The sequence below is a fragment of the Enterobacter sp. JH25 genome (assembly GCF_021725435.1).
GTDB lineage: Bacteria > Pseudomonadota > Gammaproteobacteria > Enterobacterales > Enterobacteriaceae > Enterobacter > Enterobacter intestinihominis.
In genome coordinates this window covers 4,177,777-4,195,405 of record NZ_CP091319.1, presented here as the reverse complement: position 1 = coordinate 4,195,405, position 17,629 = coordinate 4,177,777, and the positions used below count along the sequence as shown (strand labels likewise).

The following is a 17,629-nucleotide window of genomic DNA, read 5'->3' as shown; positions in this document are numbered from 1 at the left end:
AAACCCCTGTCCGGAAAACCGAAGTCGCACATTATAACGATTTCGTAGCATTTGGCAGCTAAATACTGGTCTTATCAGGGAAGATTATCAACCGCTATCAGAAAAAGATTCGCGGCTGATAAATAATCTGCGGGAAAACGCACAGTTTCGTGGACTATCGTACCCACTGGCGGAACTTCTTGTAACGCCATGCTAAAAGGGCCAATGCCAGCAGGGCGTAGATGACCGGCTGAGGAGATAATATCTTCACCGACCACAGGTAATGGATGGGCGCGAGGATCGCGACAAGATAGACGAAGTTGTGCAGCAGTTGCCAGCGCCGTCCCATTTTTCGCTGCGCGTACTGCGTGGATGTCAGTGTCAGCGCCAGTAAAACCAGCCAGCTTACGATACCCAGCGTCAGATAAGGACGCGTAACCAGTTCGCTGCCAAGGAGTGCCAGGTTGTTAATGCCCAGTTCCAGCAGGGCGTAACTGGTGAGATGCAGCGTCGCCCAGGCAAAACACCATAGCCCCAAAAGCCGACGGGTACGTATTAGCAATGGCTGTTTAGCGTAGCGCGCAAGCGGTGAGACGAGCAAGGTCGCCAGCAAAAATTTCAGAGCCATCCGACCCGTAAAATGCTGAATATCTTTAGCCGGATCGGCACTGAACTGTCCCTGGCTGGCTGCCCAAAAGAGCCAGATAAAGGGGAGCAATCCGGCTAAATGCAGGAGTACCTTCAGCCAGGTTATCTGCTTTGCCGTTAAACGCACTTAGAAGTTCTCCCGTAAATTCAGCCCACGATAGAGGGATGCCACCTCATCTGCATAGCCGTTAAACAGCAGCGTTGGCTTGCGTTTAACATCCAGCGCGCCGCCGGAACCGATAAAACGTTCCGTCGCCTGCGACCAGCGTGGATGATCAACGTGCGGGTTAACGTTGGCAAAAAAACCATACTCATCTGGCGCTGCGAGGTTCCAGGTGGTGGGTGGGCGTTCACGGGTGAGCTTAATGCTGACGATCGATTTGATGCCCTTGAAACCGTATTTCCACGGTACGGTCAGGCGAATGGGCGCCCCGTTTTGCGGCGGCAGCGCTTTGCCGTAAACCCCGACGGTGAGCAGCGTAAGCGGATGCATGGCTTCGTCGAGACGTAAACCTTCAACGTAGGGATACTCCAGCCCGCCGCCGATAAACCGATCCTTCTGGCCTGGCATCTCGTCCGGGGCATAGCGCGTCTGGAAGGAAACATACTTCGCGTTGCTGGTGGGCTCAACCAGCGCCAGCAGTTTATGCAAAGGGAAACCTACCCACGGCACCACCATCGACCAGGCTTCCACACAGCGCATACGGTAAATGCGTTCTTCAAGTGGGAAGCGGGTGGTGAGGTCATGATGATCCAGCGTCAGCGGCTTTGCCACTTCGCCATCAATCTTCAGCGTCCAGGGATCGGTTTTCATGCTCCCGGCGTTGGCGGCAGGATCGGCCTTATCAAGGCCAAACTCATAGAAGTTGTTATAGCCGGTGACTTTATCTTCCGGCGTCAACGTCAGTTTATTCTGCCATTGCGCCGGTTTGGTGAAGTTAAGCGGTGCGCCAGAGGGGGCTTTCGGGCGGTCATTGCCCTTAAACCAGTCGAGCAGATCGGCGTGGGCCGCAGGGGTGAGCGTCAGGGCAGTGGCGCTGATGCCAAGCATTTTCAGGATCTGGCGACGCTGTAGCATAAAGACAGACTCGGACGTTACGTCGGCTTCCGTCAGTTTTCGGGTTTTCATGGCATCCTCCGTCAGGCGTTTTTCTAAGCATGACGGAGGAGGAGGGTTAGCGCGAATATGTCACGGAAATTTGAATATTAGGCGATTTTAACCAGCGCACGACCGTGGAACTGGTTGCCCATGATTTTATTGGCGTACTCTGGCGCCTGGCTCAGGGTGATCTCAGTGGCGCTCTGCTCATAGAATGAGGCTGGCAGATCCCGCGCCAGACGTTCCCAGGCCTCAGCCCGCCGCTCGGCTGGGGTCATGACCGAATCGACACCCTGAAGACGCACGTTACGCAGAATAAATGGCATCACCGTCGTCGGCAGGGCAAAACCACCCGCCAGACCACAGGCCGCCACGCAGCCACCGTAATTCATTTGCGCCAGCACCTTCGCCAGCACTTTGTCGCCGACGGTATCTACAGCGCCAGCCCAGACCTGTTTTTCCAGCGGACGGGTCTCGGCGAATTCGTCGCGGCTCAGAATACGGCTTGCGCCCAACTGACGTAGATAATCATGCGTACTTTCGCGGCCAGAGACGGCGGCGACCTGGTACCCCAGCTTGTGCAGCAGCGTGACGGCCGTGCTGCCCACGCCACCGCTGGCGCCGGTCACGACAATTTCGCCAGAGTCAGGACGGATCCCGGCCTCTTCCAGCGCCATCACGCAGAGCATGGCGGTGAAACCTGCCGTGCCGACGATCATCGCCTTACGGCCGTCCAGGCCTTTCGGCATCGGGACCAGCCAGTCACCTTTTACGCGCGCCTGCGCTGCCAGTCCTCCCCAGTGGTTTTCACCTACGCCCCAGCCGGTGAGCAGCACCTGCTGTCCGGCGTGAAAACGCGGATCTTCACTGGTATGCACGCGGCCAGCCAAGTCGATGCCTGGCACCATTGGGAAATTTCGGATGATTTTACCTTTTCCCGTAATGGCCAGTGCATCTTTATAGTTCAGGCTTGACCAGTCGATATCTACGGTCACGTCGCCCTCCGGCAGGCGGCTCTCGTCAATGGCTTGCACCGAGGCAACGGTTTTGCCGTCCAGCTGTTCTAAGATCAAAGCCTGCATACAGGGTCCTCACTAGGATTGATGATGGGAAAATATGTACTGAAGACTATACTCGCTCAATGAAACGCAGTGCCGATTTAACGCAATAAATTGCCAGATACACCAGGTTTGGTAGTATGCCGCATTTGAAATGCAAGTTAGCGCTCACTTGCGACCCCTTCAACCCACGGAGTAATCTCAAGGATGCGATTAACGACGAAGTTCTCAGCTTTTATCACCTTGCTGACGGGACTGACCATATTTGTCACGCTAATCGGCTGCTCGCTGAGCTTTTATAATGCCATCCAGGATAAGCTGGTTAACCGGGTAGAATCGGTTGCATCGGTTATCGACACTCGCCTGATTACAACCTCCTTCCCGGCACTTTCGCGTGAACTGGATGAGTTAATGGTGCCTGTGGATATCGTGCAGATCGACATTAAACAGGGGAAGCAGACCGTTTTCAGCCATACCCGTCAGGGCAGCTACCGTCCTGCCGGCACGGTAGATCAGTATCGGGACATAACGGTACGCTCACTTAAACATCCGGGTATGACAATCCATCTGATGTACCAGGATCCGATGAGCAACTATTTACGCTCGCTCATGACCACCGCGCCCTTAACCATCGCCGTTGCCTTGATCGTCCTGCTGATTTTCCTCGCCGTTCGCTGGCAGCGTCGTCAACTTTCCGGCCAGGAACTGCTGGAAACACGCTCGGTGCGAATACTGAATGGCGAGCGGGGTCCGCAGGTACGGGGATCGGTTTATGAATGGCCATCACGTACCAGTAGCGCCCTGGACGTGCTGCTCTCCGAAATCCAGTTTGCCAGCGATCAGCGTAGCCGTATGGACACGTTGATTCGCTCCTACGCCGCGCAGGATAACAAAACGGGCCTTAACAACCGGCTCTTCTTTGATAATCAGCTGGCTACGCTTCTTGATGACCCCGAAAAGGTGGGGACGCATGGCGTGGTAATGATGATTCGCCTGCCCGACTTCGATCTGCTCCGTGATACCTGGGGCCAGCGCGTGGCGGAAGAGAATCTCTTCACGCTGATTAACCTGCTATCCACCTTTATTATGCGCTACCCCGGCGCGTTACTGGCACGCTACCACCGCAGCGACTTTGCCGTCTTGCTGCCGCATCGCACCTTAAAGGAGTCCGAGAGTATCGCCAGCCAGCTGTTGAAAGCCGTCGATGCGCTACCCCAGAGCAAAATGCTCGACCGCGACGACATGGTGCATATGGGCATCTGTGCCTGGCGCGGCGGTCAGTCGACGGAGCAGGTGATGGAACATGCAGAAGCGGCCACGCGCAACGCCGTATTGCAGGGGGCGAACGGCTGGGCGGTCTATGATGATACGCTACCGGAAAAAGGGCGCGGCAACGTACGCTGGCGAACCCTGATTGAACAGATGCTGAGCCGGGGTGGACCGCGCATCTATCAAAAACCGGCGGTCATAAAAAATGGTCATGTCCATCATCGTGAGCTGATGTGCCGTATTTTTGATGGGACCGAGGAGGTTATCTCCGCAGAGTATTTGCCGATGGTGCTGCAATTCGGATTGTCCGAAGAGTATGACCGCCAGCAAATCACCCGCCTCATTCCGTTCTTATCGTACTGGCCTGAAGAAAATCTGGCTTTACAGGTGACCGTCGAATCGCTGATCCGTCCGCGTTTTCAGCGTTGGTTACGTGACACGTTAATGCAATGCGAAAAATCGCAACGCAAACGCATTATTTTTGAACTTGCAGAGGCAGATGTAGGTCAACACATCAGCCGGTTGCGCTCGGTTGTGCGTTTAATCAATGCGCTTGGGGCTCGCGTGGCGGTAACACAGGCGGGTCTTACCCTGGTCAGCACCAGCTGGATCAAAGAGCTGGATGTCGAATTATTGAAGCTGCATCCGGGTCTGGTAAGGAATATCGAAAAGCGCACGGAAAACCAGCTGCTGGTACAAAGCCTGGTGGAGGCGTGCAAAGGAACGCAAACGCAAGTATTTGCCGCAGGCGTACGTTCACGCAGTGAATGGCAGATGTTGACAGAGCGCGGCGTGACGGGCGGTCAGGGGGATTTTTTTGCCGCCTCTCAGCCGCTTGACACCAATGTGAAAAAATATTTGCAAAGATACTCTGTTTGACCTGCCGTTTACTTTGTTTTCACGTAGAATATCGCGCCTGTAGCTTTGAGTAAGACGAGCATAAAAGCCAGTGAACGACCTTTTATAGGTTACAAGTGAAAGTGAGGGACGCTGCTGTTTACTCAGCCCTGAGGGATTCAGGGGATGAATTTGTAACAAAGGAAACGTGCTGCACTAATTTTCACCGTAGCAGACGATTTTTGCGCCTTGTCGCTGCTGCGTGTGGTTGGTAAAGTAAGCGGATTTTGTTTTCCGCCCCAGCTTTCAGGATTATCCCTTAGTATGTTGAAAAAATTTCGTGGCATGTTTTCCAATGACCTGTCCATTGACCTGGGTACCGCGAATACCCTTATCTATGTAAAAGGACAAGGCATCGTATTGAATGAGCCTTCCGTTGTGGCCATTCGTCAGGATCGTGCTGGTTCGCCAAAAAGCGTGGCCGCAGTAGGCCATGATGCGAAGCAGATGCTGGGCCGTACGCCGGGCAACATTGCCGCGATCCGCCCAATGAAAGATGGCGTTATTGCTGACTTCTTCGTGACCGAAAAAATGCTTCAGCACTTCATCAAGCAGGTTCACAGCAACAGCTTCATGCGCCCAAGCCCGCGCGTACTGGTGTGTGTGCCGGTTGGCGCAACCCAGGTTGAACGCCGTGCAATCCGTGAATCCGCTCAGGGTGCCGGTGCGCGTGAAGTGTTCCTGATTGAAGAACCGATGGCTGCGGCAATTGGTGCGGGTCTGCCGGTTTCTGAAGCAACTGGTTCTATGGTGGTGGATATCGGTGGCGGTACCACTGAAGTGGCCGTTATCTCCCTGAACGGCGTGGTGTACTCCTCTTCCGTGCGTATCGGCGGCGACCGTTTCGACGAAGCCATCATTAATTACGTTCGCCGTAACTACGGCTCTCTGATCGGTGAAGCGACCGCAGAGCGCATCAAGCATGAAATCGGTTCTGCCTATCCGGGTGATGAAGTTCGCGAGATCGAAGTTCGCGGTCGTAACCTGGCAGAAGGCGTGCCACGCGGATTCACCCTGAACTCCAACGAAATCCTGGAAGCGTTGCAGGAGCCGCTGACCGGCATCGTGAGCGCGGTGATGGTAGCGCTGGAACAGTGCCCGCCAGAGCTGGCCTCCGATATCTCCGAGCGCGGTATGGTTCTGACCGGTGGTGGTGCGCTGCTGCGTAACCTCGACCGCCTGTTAATGGAAGAGACAGGTATTCCTGTCGTAGTTGCAGAAGATCCACTGACTTGCGTCGCCCGTGGTGGTGGCAAGGCGCTGGAAATGATCGACATGCACGGCGGCGACTTGTTTAGCGAAGAGTAGTCGGGTGTGAGAGGGTAGCAAATGGCTACCCTTTCTCTCTGACGCGAGAATACGCATAGCCTATGAAGCCAATTTTTAGCCGTGGCCCGTCGCTACAGTTTCGCCTGATCCTGGCGGTTCTGGTGGCGCTCGGGGTCATTATTGCCGATAGCCGCCTCGGTACGTTCAGCCAGATCCGAACGTACATGGATACCGCCGTCAGTCCTTTCTACTTTATTTCAAATGGTCCCCGTGAACTGCTCGACTCCGTGTCGCAAACGCTTTCATCGCGTGACCAGCTCGAACTCGAAAACCGTGCATTACGCCAGGAACTGCTGCTGAAAAACAGCGAGCTACTGATGCTGGGGCAATATAAGCAGGAAAACGCGCGTCTGCGGGAACTGCTTGGCTCGCCGCTGCGCCAGGATGAACAGAAAATGGTCACCCAGGTGATCTCCACCGTAAACGATCCATACAGCGATCAGGTGGTGATTGATAAAGGCAGCGTGAACGGCGTATACGAAGGTCAGCCTGTCATCAGCGATAAAGGCGTTGTGGGCCAGGTCGTGGCGGTTGCCAAACTGACCAGCCGTGTGCTGCTGATTTGCGATGCCACCCATGCACTGCCGATTCAGGTGCTGCGTAACGATATTCGCGTAATTGCCGCCGGTAATGGTTGTACGGACGATCTGCAACTGGAACACCTGCCCGCCAACACGGATATCCGCGTGGGTGACGTGCTGGTGACGTCTGGTCTGGGCGGTCGTTTCCCTGAAGGCTACCCGGTTGCGGTTGTCTCTTCCGTGAAGCTCGACACTCAACGTGCCTACACCGTGATCCAGGCGCGTCCAACGGCTGGCTTGCAGCGTTTACGCTACCTGCTGCTGCTATGGGGCGCCGATCGCAACGGCGCTAACCCGATGACGCCGGAAGATGTGCATCGCGTGGCCAATGAGCGCCTGATGCAGATGATGCCGCAGGTGCTGCCTGCGCCGGATGCAATGGGGCCACCTGCGCCCGTACCGGCTCCGGCGACGGGGTTAACGCAGCCGCTACCGGATGCGCCGCCACCGCCGCAAGTCTCGGGTGGAGGGCAGTAGTGGCCAGTTATCGTAGCCAGGGGCGCTGGGTAATCTGGCTCTCATTCCTCGTTGCATTGTTGCTGCAAATTATGCCCTGGCCGGACGACATTCTTGTTTTCCGGCCAAACTGGGTATTACTCATTTTGCTCTACTGGATCCTTGCCCTGCCGCACCGCGTAAATGTCGGCACAGGTTTTGTGATGGGTGCCATACTGGATCTTATCAGTGGCTCTACGCTTGGCGTCCGCGCCTTATCCATGAGCATTATTGCGTATCTCGTTGCACTCAAATTCCAGCTCTTTCGTAACCTTGCGCTCTGGCAACAGGCGCTGGTGGTGATGTTGTTGTCGCTCGCTGCGGATATCGTTGTTTTCTGGGCAGAGTTTTTAGTGATCAACGTCTCTTTCCGACCGGAAGTGTTCTGGAGTAGTGTAGTAAACGGTGTGCTCTGGCCGTGGCTGTTCCTGCTGATGCGTAAAATTCGCCAGCAGTTTGCCGTGCAATAAAAGGTTTCTATGACGTCTTTGTATCTTGCCTCCGGTTCTCCGCGTCGCCAGGAACTGCTCGCGCAGTTGGGTGTATCCTTCGAACGCATCGTTACCGGTATCGAAGAAAAACGTGCTGAGGGCGAAAGCGCTCAGCAGTATGTCTCCCGTCTGGCGCGTGAAAAAGCGCAGGCGGGCGTTGCATGCGTGCCGCGTGACTTACCGGTGCTGGGGGCCGATACCATCGTCATTCTCAATGGTGAGGTGCTTGAGAAACCCCGCGACGCAGACCATGCTGCGCGGATGCTGCGTAACATGTCCGGGCAAACCCATCAGGTGATGACGGCGGTAGCGCTGGCAGACAGCCAGTACGTTCTGGATTGCCTTGTGGTAACGGAAGTGACGTTCAGAGTCCTCACCGACGAGGAGATCGCCGGCTATATCGCCAGCGGTGAACCTATGGATAAAGCAGGTGCATACGGTATTCAAGGGTTGGGTGGCTGTTTTGTCAGGAAGATAAATGGCAGCTATCACGCCGTAGTCGGCTTACCGCTGGTGGAAACGTATGAGTTGCTGAGCAATTTTAACTCACTGCGTGAGGGAAGGGATAATTATGACGGCTGAATTGTTGGTAAACGTAACGCCATCGGAAACCCGTGTGGCCTACATTGATGGTGGCATTCTTCAGGAAATTCATATTGAGCGTGAAGCGCGGCGCGGAATCGTAGGCAATATCTACAAAGGTCGTGTCAGTCGTGTACTGCCGGGTATGCAGGCGGCTTTTGTAGATATTGGGCTCGATAAAGCGGCGTTTTTGCACGCCTCCGACATCATGCCGCATACCGAATGCGTGGCAGGCGAAGAGCAAAAGCAGTTTGCCGTGCGCGACATCTCTGAGCTGGTGCGTCAGGGCCAGGATCTGATGGTGCAGGTGGTAAAAGATCCGCTGGGCACCAAAGGCGCGCGTCTGACCACCGACATCACCCTTCCTTCACGTTATCTGGTCTTTATGCCGGGGGCGTCGCACGTCGGCGTGTCACAGCGTATTGAGAGCGAAAGCGAGCGTGAACGCCTGAAAAAGGTGGTCAGCGCCTACTGCGACGAGCAGGGTGGGTTTATTATCCGTACCGCAGCGGAAGGGATCAGCGAAGAAGACCTGGCCTCGGATGCGGCCTATCTGAAGCGCGTCTGGACCAAAGTGATGGAGCGTAAAAAACGCAACCAGACCCGCTACCGGCTGTACGGTGAGCTGGCGCTCGCTCAGCGCGTATTACGTGATTTCGCCGATGCGCAGCTCGACCGAATCCGCGTGGACTCGCGTCTGACGTACGAAGCCTTACTGGAGTTCACCGCCGAGTACATCCCGGAAATGCCGGGGCTGCTGGAGCATTACACCGGACGCCAGCCGATATTTGATCTCTATGACGTTGAAAACGAGATCCAGCGTGCGCTGGAGCGTAAGGTTGAGCTGAAATCGGGTGGCTATCTGATTATTGATCAGACCGAAGCGATGACCACCGTCGACATCAACACCGGCGCGTTTGTCGGCCATCGCAACCTCGATGACACCATCTTTAATACCAATATAGAAGCGACGCAGGCCATCGCACGCCAGCTTCGCCTGCGTAATCTGGGCGGTATTATCATCATCGACTTTATCGATATGAATAATGAAGACCACCGCCGTCGCGTGCTGCACTCCCTGGAGCAGGCGCTGAGTAAAGATCGCGTGAAAACCAGCATCAATGGCTTCTCGCAGCTCGGTCTGGTGGAAATGACCCGGAAACGGACCCGCGAAAGCGTGGAACATGTCCTGTGTAATGAGTGTCCAACCTGCCATGGACGCGGAACGGTAAAGACGGTGGAGACGGTCTGCTACGAGATCATGCGTGAGATTGTCCGTGTCCATCATGCCTACGACTCAGACCGTTTTCTGGTCTATGCTTCCCCTGCGGTGGCGGAGGCCCTGAAAGGGGAAGAGTCGCACGCGCTGGCGGAAGTGGAAATCTTTGTCGGCAAACAGGTAAAAGTGCAAATTGAGCCGCTCTATAACCAGGAGCAGTTTGACGTCGTCATGATGTAAACGCAGTTCGCTGCGAGATTTAAGGCTGACAAGGAGAGACGCGTGAGGCGATTGCCGGGGATTTTACTGCTTACAGGGGCAACGCTGGTCGTGATTGTCGCGTTGCTCGTGAGCGGGCTGCGTCTCGCCTTGCCGCATCTGGACAGCTGGCGGCCGCAGATCCTGGCAAAAATCGAATCTGCCACCGGTCTGCCGGTGGACGTGAGCCATATCGAGGCAAGCTGGCAGAACTTTGGCCCGACGCTTGATGCGCGGGATATCAGCGCCAGCCTGAAAGATGGCGGCCATCTTAAAATCAAACGCGTCACCCTGGCGCTGGATGTCTGGCAAAGCCTGCTGCATCTGCGCTGGCAGTTTCGCGATCTCACCTTCTGGCAACTTCAGCTGATGACCAACACGCCGCTGCAAAGCGGCGACAGCGATCGTGGGCTGGAAACCAGCCGTATCAGCGATCTCTTCCTGCGTCAGTTCGATCATTTCGATCTCCGCGACAGCGAAGTGAGCTTTATAACCCTTTCCGGACAGCGCGCTGAGCTGGCGATCCCACAGCTGACCTGGCTAAACGGGAAAGATCGCCACCGCGCCGAGGGGCAGGTGAATCTCTCCAGCCTGAACGGGCAGCACGGCGTTATGCAGGTGCGGATGGATCTGCGCGACGACAATGGCCTGCTGAACAACGGCAGGGTGTGGCTACAGGCGGACGATGTGGACGTGAAGCCGTGGCTGGGTGAGTGGCTACAGCAGAACATGCAGCTGGAAACCGCGCGCTTCAGCCTGGAAGGCTGGATGACCCTGACGAACGGGGCGTTCGCCAGCGGCGATATCTGGCTTAAGCAGGGGGGCGCGAGCTGGAAGGGGGAAAACCATCAGCATCAGCTTTCCGTCGATAACCTCACCGCACACGTGACGCAGGATAAAGGCGGCTGGCAGTTCGCTATTCCGGATACGCGCATCTCCATGGATAACAAACCCTGGCCGCGCGGCGCACTGACGCTGGCGTGGATGCCGGAGCAGGACGTCGGCGGTATAAACGGTAAACGCAGCGATGAGCTGCGTATCCGCGCCAGTAACCTGGATCTGACGGCGATCGAAGGGTTGCGTTCAATGGCCGCAAAACTCTCCCCGGAGCTGGGCGAAATCTGGCTGGCGACGCAGCCGAGCGGGCAGATAAACCGGCTGGCGCTGGATATTCCGCTCCAGGCCACGGAAAAGACGCGTTTTCAGGCGGCATGGAAAAATCTCGCATGGAAACAGTGGAAGCTGCTGCCGGGTGCCGAGCACTTCAGCGGTAAACTGGAAGGAAGCGTGGAAAACGGCAGGCTGACGGCAGAAATGCAGGAAGCAAAAATGCCGTACGAAACGGTCTTCCGTGCGCCACTGGAGATCGAAAAGGGAAACGCCACCCTCAACTGGCTGAAGAATGACAAAGGTTTTCAGCTCGATGGTCGCGATATTGATGTAAAAGCCAAAGCGGTACATGCCCGCGGTAATTTCCGTTATCTACAGCCTGAAGGCGATGAGCCGTGGCTGGGCATTCTGGCGGGCATCAGCACGGATGATGGTTCGCAGGCGTGGCGCTACTTCCCGGAAAACCTGATGGGGAAAGCGCTGGTAGACTATCTCAGCGGCGCCATTCAGGGCGGTCAGGCGGATAACGCCACGCTGGTCTACGGCGGCAATCCGCACCTGTTCCCGTATAAGCATAACGAAGGCCAGTTCCAGGTTCTGGTGCCGCTACGCAACGCCACCTATGCCTTCCAGCCGGACTGGCCCGCGCTGAAGAATCTGAATATCGAACTCAACTTCCTGAATGACGGCTTGTGGATGAAGACGGACAGCGTTGCGCTGGGCGGCGTAACAGCAAGCAACCTGACGGCAAACATCCCGGATTACTCCAAAGAGAAACTGCTGATTGATGCGGATATTAAGGGGCCGGGTAAAGCGGTTGGCCCATATTTTGAAGATACGCCGCTGGATGACTCCCTGGCAGCCACTCTCCAGCAGTTGCAGTTAGATGGTGATGTGAATGCTCGCTTACATCTGGATATCCCGCTCGACGGTGAAATGACCACCGCCAAAGGCGACGTTCGTCTGAACAATAACAGCCTCTATATCAAGCCGCTGGACAGCACGCTGAAAAACCTTAGCGGTCAGTTCAGCTTTGTTAACGGCAATCTGAAAAGTAAGCCGCTGAAAGCGACCTGGTTCAATCAACCCGTCAATATCGATTTCTCCACCACCGAGGGCGATAAAGCCTACCAGGTGGCGGTCAATATGGACGCGAACTGGCAGCCGTCACGCATGGATGTTCTGCCGAAGCCGATTGAGAATGCGGTGGACGGCGCGGTGTCATGGAATGGCAAGGTCGCCATCGACCTGCCTTATCATGCCGGTGCGCGCTATAACGTCGACATTACGGGCGATCTAAAAAACCTCAGTAGCCAGCTTCCCGCACCGCTGAACAAGAAAAGCGGTGAAGCACTGCCCGTCAACGTTAAGGTTGCGGGCAACCTTAACAGCTTCGATTTAACCGGAAACGCTGGCGGAACAAACCACTTCAACAGCCGCTGGCTGCTTAACCGCAAGCTGACGCTGGACAGGGCGATCTGGACGACGGACAGCCGTACCACGCCGCCGCTGCCGGAGCAGGCGGGCATTGAACTGAATCTCCCGCCGATGGATGGCGCAGAGTGGCTGGCACTGTTTCAGAAAGGTGTCGGGCAAAACGTCGATCAAACGGCGCAGTTCCCGCAGTCCATTACCTTGCGCACGCCTGCGCTGACGCTGGGTGGGCAGCAGTGGAACAACCTGAGTATTGTCTCCCGGCCGACGGTGAACGGCTCAAAGGTCGAGGCGCAGGGGCGTGAAATTAACGGTTCGTTGACGATGCGCGATAACGCGCCATGGCAGGCGGCTATCCGTTATCTCTATTACAACCCGACCTTTACGGCGTCTAAAACACAGTCGACAAGTACGTCTCCTTTCAGCAGCAGTGGAACGTCGCGCGTGGATTTCAGCAACTGGCCCGATCTCCAGCTGCGCTGTGCGGAGTGCTGGCTGTGGGGACAGAAATATGGCCGTATCGACGGTGATTTTGCTATTCAGGGCAATACGCTGAGCCTCTCTGGTGGGCTGGTGGATACCGGCTTTGGCCGCATGACCGCCGCTGGCGAGTGGGTGAACAAACCGGGTGAACAGCGCACCTCGCTGAAGGGCGATATTAAAGGCAACAAGCTGGACGCAGCGGCTAACTTCTTTGGGATCAGCACGCCGCTTCGCGGATCGTCCTTCGATGTGAATTACGATCTGCACTGGCGCGCGGCACCGTGGCAGCCGGACGTTGCCTCGCTGAACGGTATCCTCAGAACCCGTTTTGGTAAGGGACAAATTGCCGATGTTAGCACCGGTCATGCAGGGCAAATACTGCGCCTGCTGAGCTTTGACGCGCTGCTGCGCAAGCTGCGCTTCGATTTCAGCGATACCTTCAACGACGGTTTCTATTATGACTCCATTCGCGGAACGGCCTGGATCAAGGACGGCGTGATGCATACCGATGATACGCTGCTGGACGGCCTGGAAGCGGACATCGCCATGAAAGGATCAGTGAACCTCGTGCGCCGGGAGCTGGATATGGAAGCGGTTGTTGCCCCGGAAATCTCCGCTACAGTGGGTGTTGCTACCGCTTTTGTGGTCAATCCGATAATCGGCGCGGCGGTATTTGCCGCCAGCAAAGTGCTGGGGCCGCTCTGGAGCAAAGTCTCGATTCTGCGCTACCGCATTACGGGCCCAATCGATAAACCGCAGATTAATGAAGTGCTGCGCCAGCCGCGCAAAGAAGCACAGCAATGATTTGACGTGGGCAGGTAATTGCCTCACTCTCAATAATATTGATTTTATACCGCCACTGGCGGCAACGAACGAGTAGCAATACGATGAGTCTGAACCTGGTAAGTGAACATTTGCTCGCAGCGAACGGCCTGAGCCATCAGGACCTGTTCTCCATTCTTGGTCAACTGACCGAACGCCGCCTCGACTACGGCGATCTCTATTTCCAGTCGAGCTATCACGAATCCTGGGTTTTAGAAGACAGCATCATTAAAGATGGTTCTTATAACATTGACCAGGGCGTCGGCGTGCGCGCCGTCAGCGGCGAAAAAACCGGTTTTGCTTATGCAGACCAGATAAGCCTGGCCGCGCTGGAGCAGAGCGCGCAGGCGGCGCGAACCATTGTGCGTGATACCGGCGACGGTCGCGTGAAAACCCTGGGTGAAGTGCAGCACGCTGCGCTTTATACCAGCATCGACCCACTGCAAAGCATGAGCCGCGAAGAGAAGCTGGACATCCTGCGTCGCGTGGACAAAGTGGCTCGCGCGGCGGACAAACGCGTGCAGGAAGTCTCTGCCAGTCTGAGCGGGGTCTATGAGCTGATTCTGGTGGCGGCGACGGACGGTACGCTGGCCGCCGACGTGCGTCCGCTTGTGCGCCTCTCTATCAGCGTGCAGGTGGAAGACGACGGCAAGCGCGAGCGCGGCTCAAGCGGTGGCGGCGGTCGTTTTGGCTACGACTGGTTCCTCGGCGACGTTGACGGCGAAGCGCGCGCGGATGCGTGGGCAAAAGAAGCCGTGCGCATGGCGCTGGTCAACCTGTCTGCCGTGGCGGCACCTGCCGGTACGCTGCCGGTGGTTCTGGGCGCAGGCTGGCCTGGCGTGCTGCTGCACGAAGCGGTCGGTCACGGCCTGGAGGGGGATTTCAACCGTCGCGGGACGTCCGTATTCAGCGGTCAGATGGGGCAGCTTGTCTCCTCCGAGCTGTGTACCGTGGTGGATGATGGCACCATGCTCGACCGTCGCGGCTCGATTTCTATCGACGATGAAGGCACGCCGGGCCAGTACAACGTGCTGATCGAAAATGGCGTACTGAAAGGTTACATGCAGGACAAGCTTAACGCGCGTCTGATGGGCGTTGCGCCAACGGGTAACGGTCGTCGCGAATCCTACGCGCACCTGCCGATGCCGCGCATGACCAACACCTACATGCTGCCGGGTAAATCCACGCCGCAGGAGATTATCGAATCCGTTGATTACGGTATCTTCGCGCCAAACTTTGGCGGCGGCCAGGTGGATATCACCTCCGGTAAATTTGTCTTCTCTACCTCAGAGGCGTATCTGATTGAGAAGGGCAAAGTGACCAAAGCGGTGAAGGGCGCAACCCTGATTGGCTCTGGCATTGAGGCCATGCAGCAGATTTCCATGGTGGGTAACGACCTGAAGCTGGATAACGGCGTGGGCGTTTGCGGCAAAGAGGGTCAGAGCCTGCCGGTAGGCGTGGGCCAGCCAACCCTGAAGGTCGATAACCTGACGGTGGGCGGCACGGCGTAATTTTTTCATTTTCCCCTCACCCTAACCCTCTCCCCAACGGGGAGAGGGGACTGCTCCGTGCCGTCTTTTCTCCCTCGCCCCTTTGGGGAGAGGGCCGGGGTGAGGGGGGAGGCCTACTCTTTCCTTCTTCCCCGCATCCCCTGAAACAGCTCTGCCACTTCCACAAAATAGTCCGTCAGATAGTTAATACAGACCTGCACCTTCAGCGGCAGCTTGTCCTTTTCGGTATAGAGCGCGTACACCGGGCGCGGATCCGACTGGTAGCGCGGGAAGAGGATCTCCAGTTCGCCGCTGTTGATCTCGTTGATCACCCACATCAGCGGCACGTAGGCGATCCCGGCCCCGGCCACCAGCCAGCGTGAGATGGTCATCGGATCGTTGGTCACGAAGCGGCCTTCAGGCAGCAGTTTGGTGGAAAGCCCTTCTGGCGCGATCAGTTCAAATTCGTTATCTGGGCGAACGCTGTATTCCAGCCACGAGTGGTTGCTCAGGTCAGCAGGTTTTTCCGGTACGCCATACTGTGCCAGATAGCTTTTCGAAGCGCAGACCACCATCGGCATGCTGCCCAGTCGACGCGAGAACAGGCTCGAGTCCTGCAATGCGCCAACGCGGATCACCACGTCTAACCCATCGGCAATCAGATCCGGTGCCGGAATACCCGTTACCAGATTAACGGTTAAACCGGGATACTCTTTCAGCATTTCCGCCGTCATGGCAGCGAGAACATTTTGTGCCATAGTTGAAGAACACCCGATACGCAGCGTGCCGATAGGCGTGTTGTTAAAGGCGTAGAGCTGCTCGTGAACATCCTGCACTTCATGCAGCATTCGACGGCAGCCCTGATAGTAAATTTTACCCGCTTCCGTCAGCCCAATGCTGCGGGTGCTGCGGTTGAGCAGCTTTACCTGGAGCTCATCTTCCAGTTTTGACACTGTCTGGCTAATGGATGAGACGCTCATTTGTAGCTGACGTGCTGCGGCGGTAAAAGAGCCTTGCTCAACCACTTTCGCAAAGACGGACATGCGTTTTAGACGTTCCATTGTTCACTCTGGCTTAAAAGTGATTTAGATCACATATGATAGATAACAGCATAACAGTTACGTTAATATATTATTAATTACATAACGGCTGCGCCACTCTCGCCCGGCAATTCATGCTCTCCTGCGGCGGCGTGAGCTTAATAATCCAGTAACCTGCATCTCTTTAATCAAGGTCAACATGAGTCTGTTTCCCGTTATCGTGGTGTTCGGTCTGTCGTTCCCACCGATATTTTTCGAGCTTCTTTTATCACTGGCGATCTTCTGGCTGGTGCGCAAGGTGCTGGTCCCTACCGGGATTTATGATTTCGTCTGGCATCCTGCATTGTTCAATACCGCGCTGTATTGCTGCCTGTTCTATTTAATATCGCGCATGTTTGTCTGAGGTTGATGTGAAAACGCTAACAAGAAAAATCTCCCGCACTGCCATCACTATGGCGCTGGTCATCCTGGCGTTCATCGCTATTTTTCGCGCCTGGGTTTATTACACCGAATCCCCGTGGACGCGCGATGCGCGTTTCAGCGCGGAGGTGGTCGCGATAGCACCCGATGTCGCCGGTCTCATTACGGCGGTCAATGTCCACGATAACCAGCTGGTGAAAAAAGATCAGGTACTGTTCACTATCGACCAGCCGCGCTATCAAAAAGCGCTGGAAGAAGCGGAAGCCGACGTAGCGTATTACAACGCGCTGGCCGCTGAAAAACGCCGTGAAGCAGGACGTCGTAACAAGCTGGGCATCCAGGCCATGTCCCGGGAAGAGATTGATCAGTCCAATAACGTGCTGCAAACCGTGCTGCATCAGCTGGCAAAAGCGCAGGCGACGCGCGATCTGGCGAAGCTCGATCTGGAACGTACCGTTATCCGCGCCCCGTCCGATGGCTGGGTAACCAACCTCAACGTCTATGCGGGTGAGTTTATCACGCGCGGCTCTACGGCCGTGGCGCTGGTGAAACAGAACTCTTTCTACGTCCTCGCCTATATGGAAGAGACCAAGCTGGAAGGCGTGCGTTCGGGCTATCGCGCCGAAATCACGCCGCTCGGCAGCAACCGGGTCCTGAAAGGAACCGTGGACAGCGTGGCCGCGGGGGTGACCAACGCCAGCAGTACCAATGATTCAAAAGGGATGGCGACCGTCGATTCTAACCTCGAGTGGGTTCGTCTGGCGCAGCGCGTACCGGTACGCATTCGTCTGGATGAGCAGCAGAGCAACCTCTGGCCCGCAGGCACCACGGCGACGGTAGTGATCACCGGTGAAAAAGACCGTGATGCCAGCCAGGATTCTATCTTCCGTCAAATCGCCCATCGCCTGCGCGAGTTTGGTTGATC

At 56.1% G+C, this 17,629-nt stretch carries 14 protein-coding genes; 10 read left to right on the top strand and 4 right to left on the bottom strand.

All coding sequences use genetic code 11. The features are described 5' to 3' along the window. Positions 1–154 precede the first annotated feature (154 nt). The 3 genes from msrQ to L2Y28_RS20135 form a co-directional block, all read right to left on the bottom strand. Positions 155–754, bottom strand: coding sequence for a protein-methionine-sulfoxide reductase heme-binding subunit MsrQ (gene msrQ / locus L2Y28_RS20145; protein WP_022649567.1), 600 nt, complete (start codon positions 752–754; stop codon positions 155–157). Further along, complete coding sequence (gene msrP / locus L2Y28_RS20140; protein ID WP_022649566.1) at positions 755–1,756, bottom strand: protein-methionine-sulfoxide reductase catalytic subunit MsrP; 1,002 nt, start codon at positions 1,754–1,756, stop codon at positions 755–757. Positions 1,757–1,833: 77 nt separating this feature from the next. Further along, on the bottom strand, positions 1,834–2,808 hold the full coding sequence (locus L2Y28_RS20135; RefSeq protein ID WP_022649565.1) for an MDR family oxidoreductase: 975 nt from the start codon (positions 2,806–2,808) through the stop codon (positions 1,834–1,836). 183 nt (positions 2,809–2,991) lie between these two features. Here L2Y28_RS20135 and csrD point away from each other — a divergent pair, with 183 nt between their 5' ends. The 8 genes from csrD (at position 2,992) to tldD (ending at position 15,265) form a co-directional block, all read left to right on the top strand. Next, the gene (gene csrD / locus L2Y28_RS20130; protein ID WP_022649564.1) at positions 2,992–4,932 is read left to right on the top strand and encodes an RNase E specificity factor CsrD; all 1,941 of its coding nucleotides are present in this window, start codon (positions 2,992–2,994) and stop codon (positions 4,930–4,932) included. Between the two features lie 282 nt (positions 4,933–5,214). Then, entirely contained in the window at positions 5,215–6,258 is a 1,044-nt protein-coding gene (gene mreB / locus L2Y28_RS20125) for a rod shape-determining protein MreB (RefSeq protein WP_000913396.1), read from the top strand. A gap of 62 nt (positions 6,259–6,320) precedes the next feature. After that, positions 6,321–7,337, top strand: coding sequence for a rod shape-determining protein MreC (mreC, locus tag L2Y28_RS20120; RefSeq protein ID WP_003860400.1), 1,017 nt, complete (start codon positions 6,321–6,323; stop codon positions 7,335–7,337). After that, a complete protein-coding gene (gene mreD, locus L2Y28_RS20115) occupies positions 7,337–7,825 on the top strand; it encodes a rod shape-determining protein MreD (RefSeq protein WP_003860402.1) in 489 nt (162 codons plus the stop codon). The genes mreC and mreD overlap by 1 nt, the downstream gene beginning before the upstream one ends. A 9-nt stretch (positions 7,826–7,834) precedes the next feature. Continuing rightward, positions 7,835–8,428: a nucleoside triphosphate pyrophosphatase gene (locus L2Y28_RS20110; protein WP_003860403.1), complete on the top strand. Its 594-nt coding sequence runs from the start codon at positions 7,835–7,837 to the stop codon at positions 8,426–8,428. After that, positions 8,418–9,887, top strand: a complete 1,470-nt coding sequence (gene rng, locus L2Y28_RS20105; RefSeq protein ID WP_003860405.1) for a ribonuclease G — start codon at positions 8,418–8,420, stop codon at positions 9,885–9,887. The genes L2Y28_RS20110 and rng overlap by 11 nt, the downstream gene beginning before the upstream one ends. A gap of 42 nt (positions 9,888–9,929) precedes the next feature. Further along, the gene (yhdP, locus tag L2Y28_RS20100; protein ID WP_022649563.1) at positions 9,930–13,736 is read left to right on the top strand and encodes an AsmA2 domain-containing protein YhdP; all 3,807 of its coding nucleotides are present in this window, start codon (positions 9,930–9,932) and stop codon (positions 13,734–13,736) included. An 83-nt stretch (positions 13,737–13,819) separates the two neighbouring features. After that, complete coding sequence (tldD, locus tag L2Y28_RS20095; protein WP_022649562.1) at positions 13,820–15,265, top strand: metalloprotease TldD; 1,446 nt, start codon at positions 13,820–13,822, stop codon at positions 15,263–15,265. Between the two features lie 113 nt (positions 15,266–15,378). Here the strand turns inward: tldD and aaeR are convergent, their stop codons facing one another. Further along, positions 15,379–16,305, bottom strand: a complete 927-nt coding sequence (gene aaeR, locus L2Y28_RS20090) for an HTH-type transcriptional activator AaeR (RefSeq protein WP_022649561.1) — start codon at positions 16,303–16,305, stop codon at positions 15,379–15,381. A gap of 178 nt (positions 16,306–16,483) precedes the next feature. Between aaeR and aaeX the strand changes: the two genes are divergently transcribed. Both aaeX and aaeA read left to right on the top strand, forming a co-directional pair. Further along, positions 16,484–16,687, top strand: coding sequence for a p-hydroxybenzoic acid efflux pump operon protein AaeX (gene aaeX, locus L2Y28_RS20085; RefSeq protein ID WP_003860416.1), 204 nt, complete (start codon positions 16,484–16,486; stop codon positions 16,685–16,687). A gap of 7 nt (positions 16,688–16,694) precedes the next feature. Continuing rightward, positions 16,695–17,627, top strand: a complete 933-nt coding sequence (gene aaeA / locus L2Y28_RS20080; RefSeq protein WP_022649560.1) for a p-hydroxybenzoic acid efflux pump subunit AaeA — start codon at positions 16,695–16,697, stop codon at positions 17,625–17,627. The last annotated feature ends 2 nt before the right edge of the window (positions 17,628–17,629 follow it).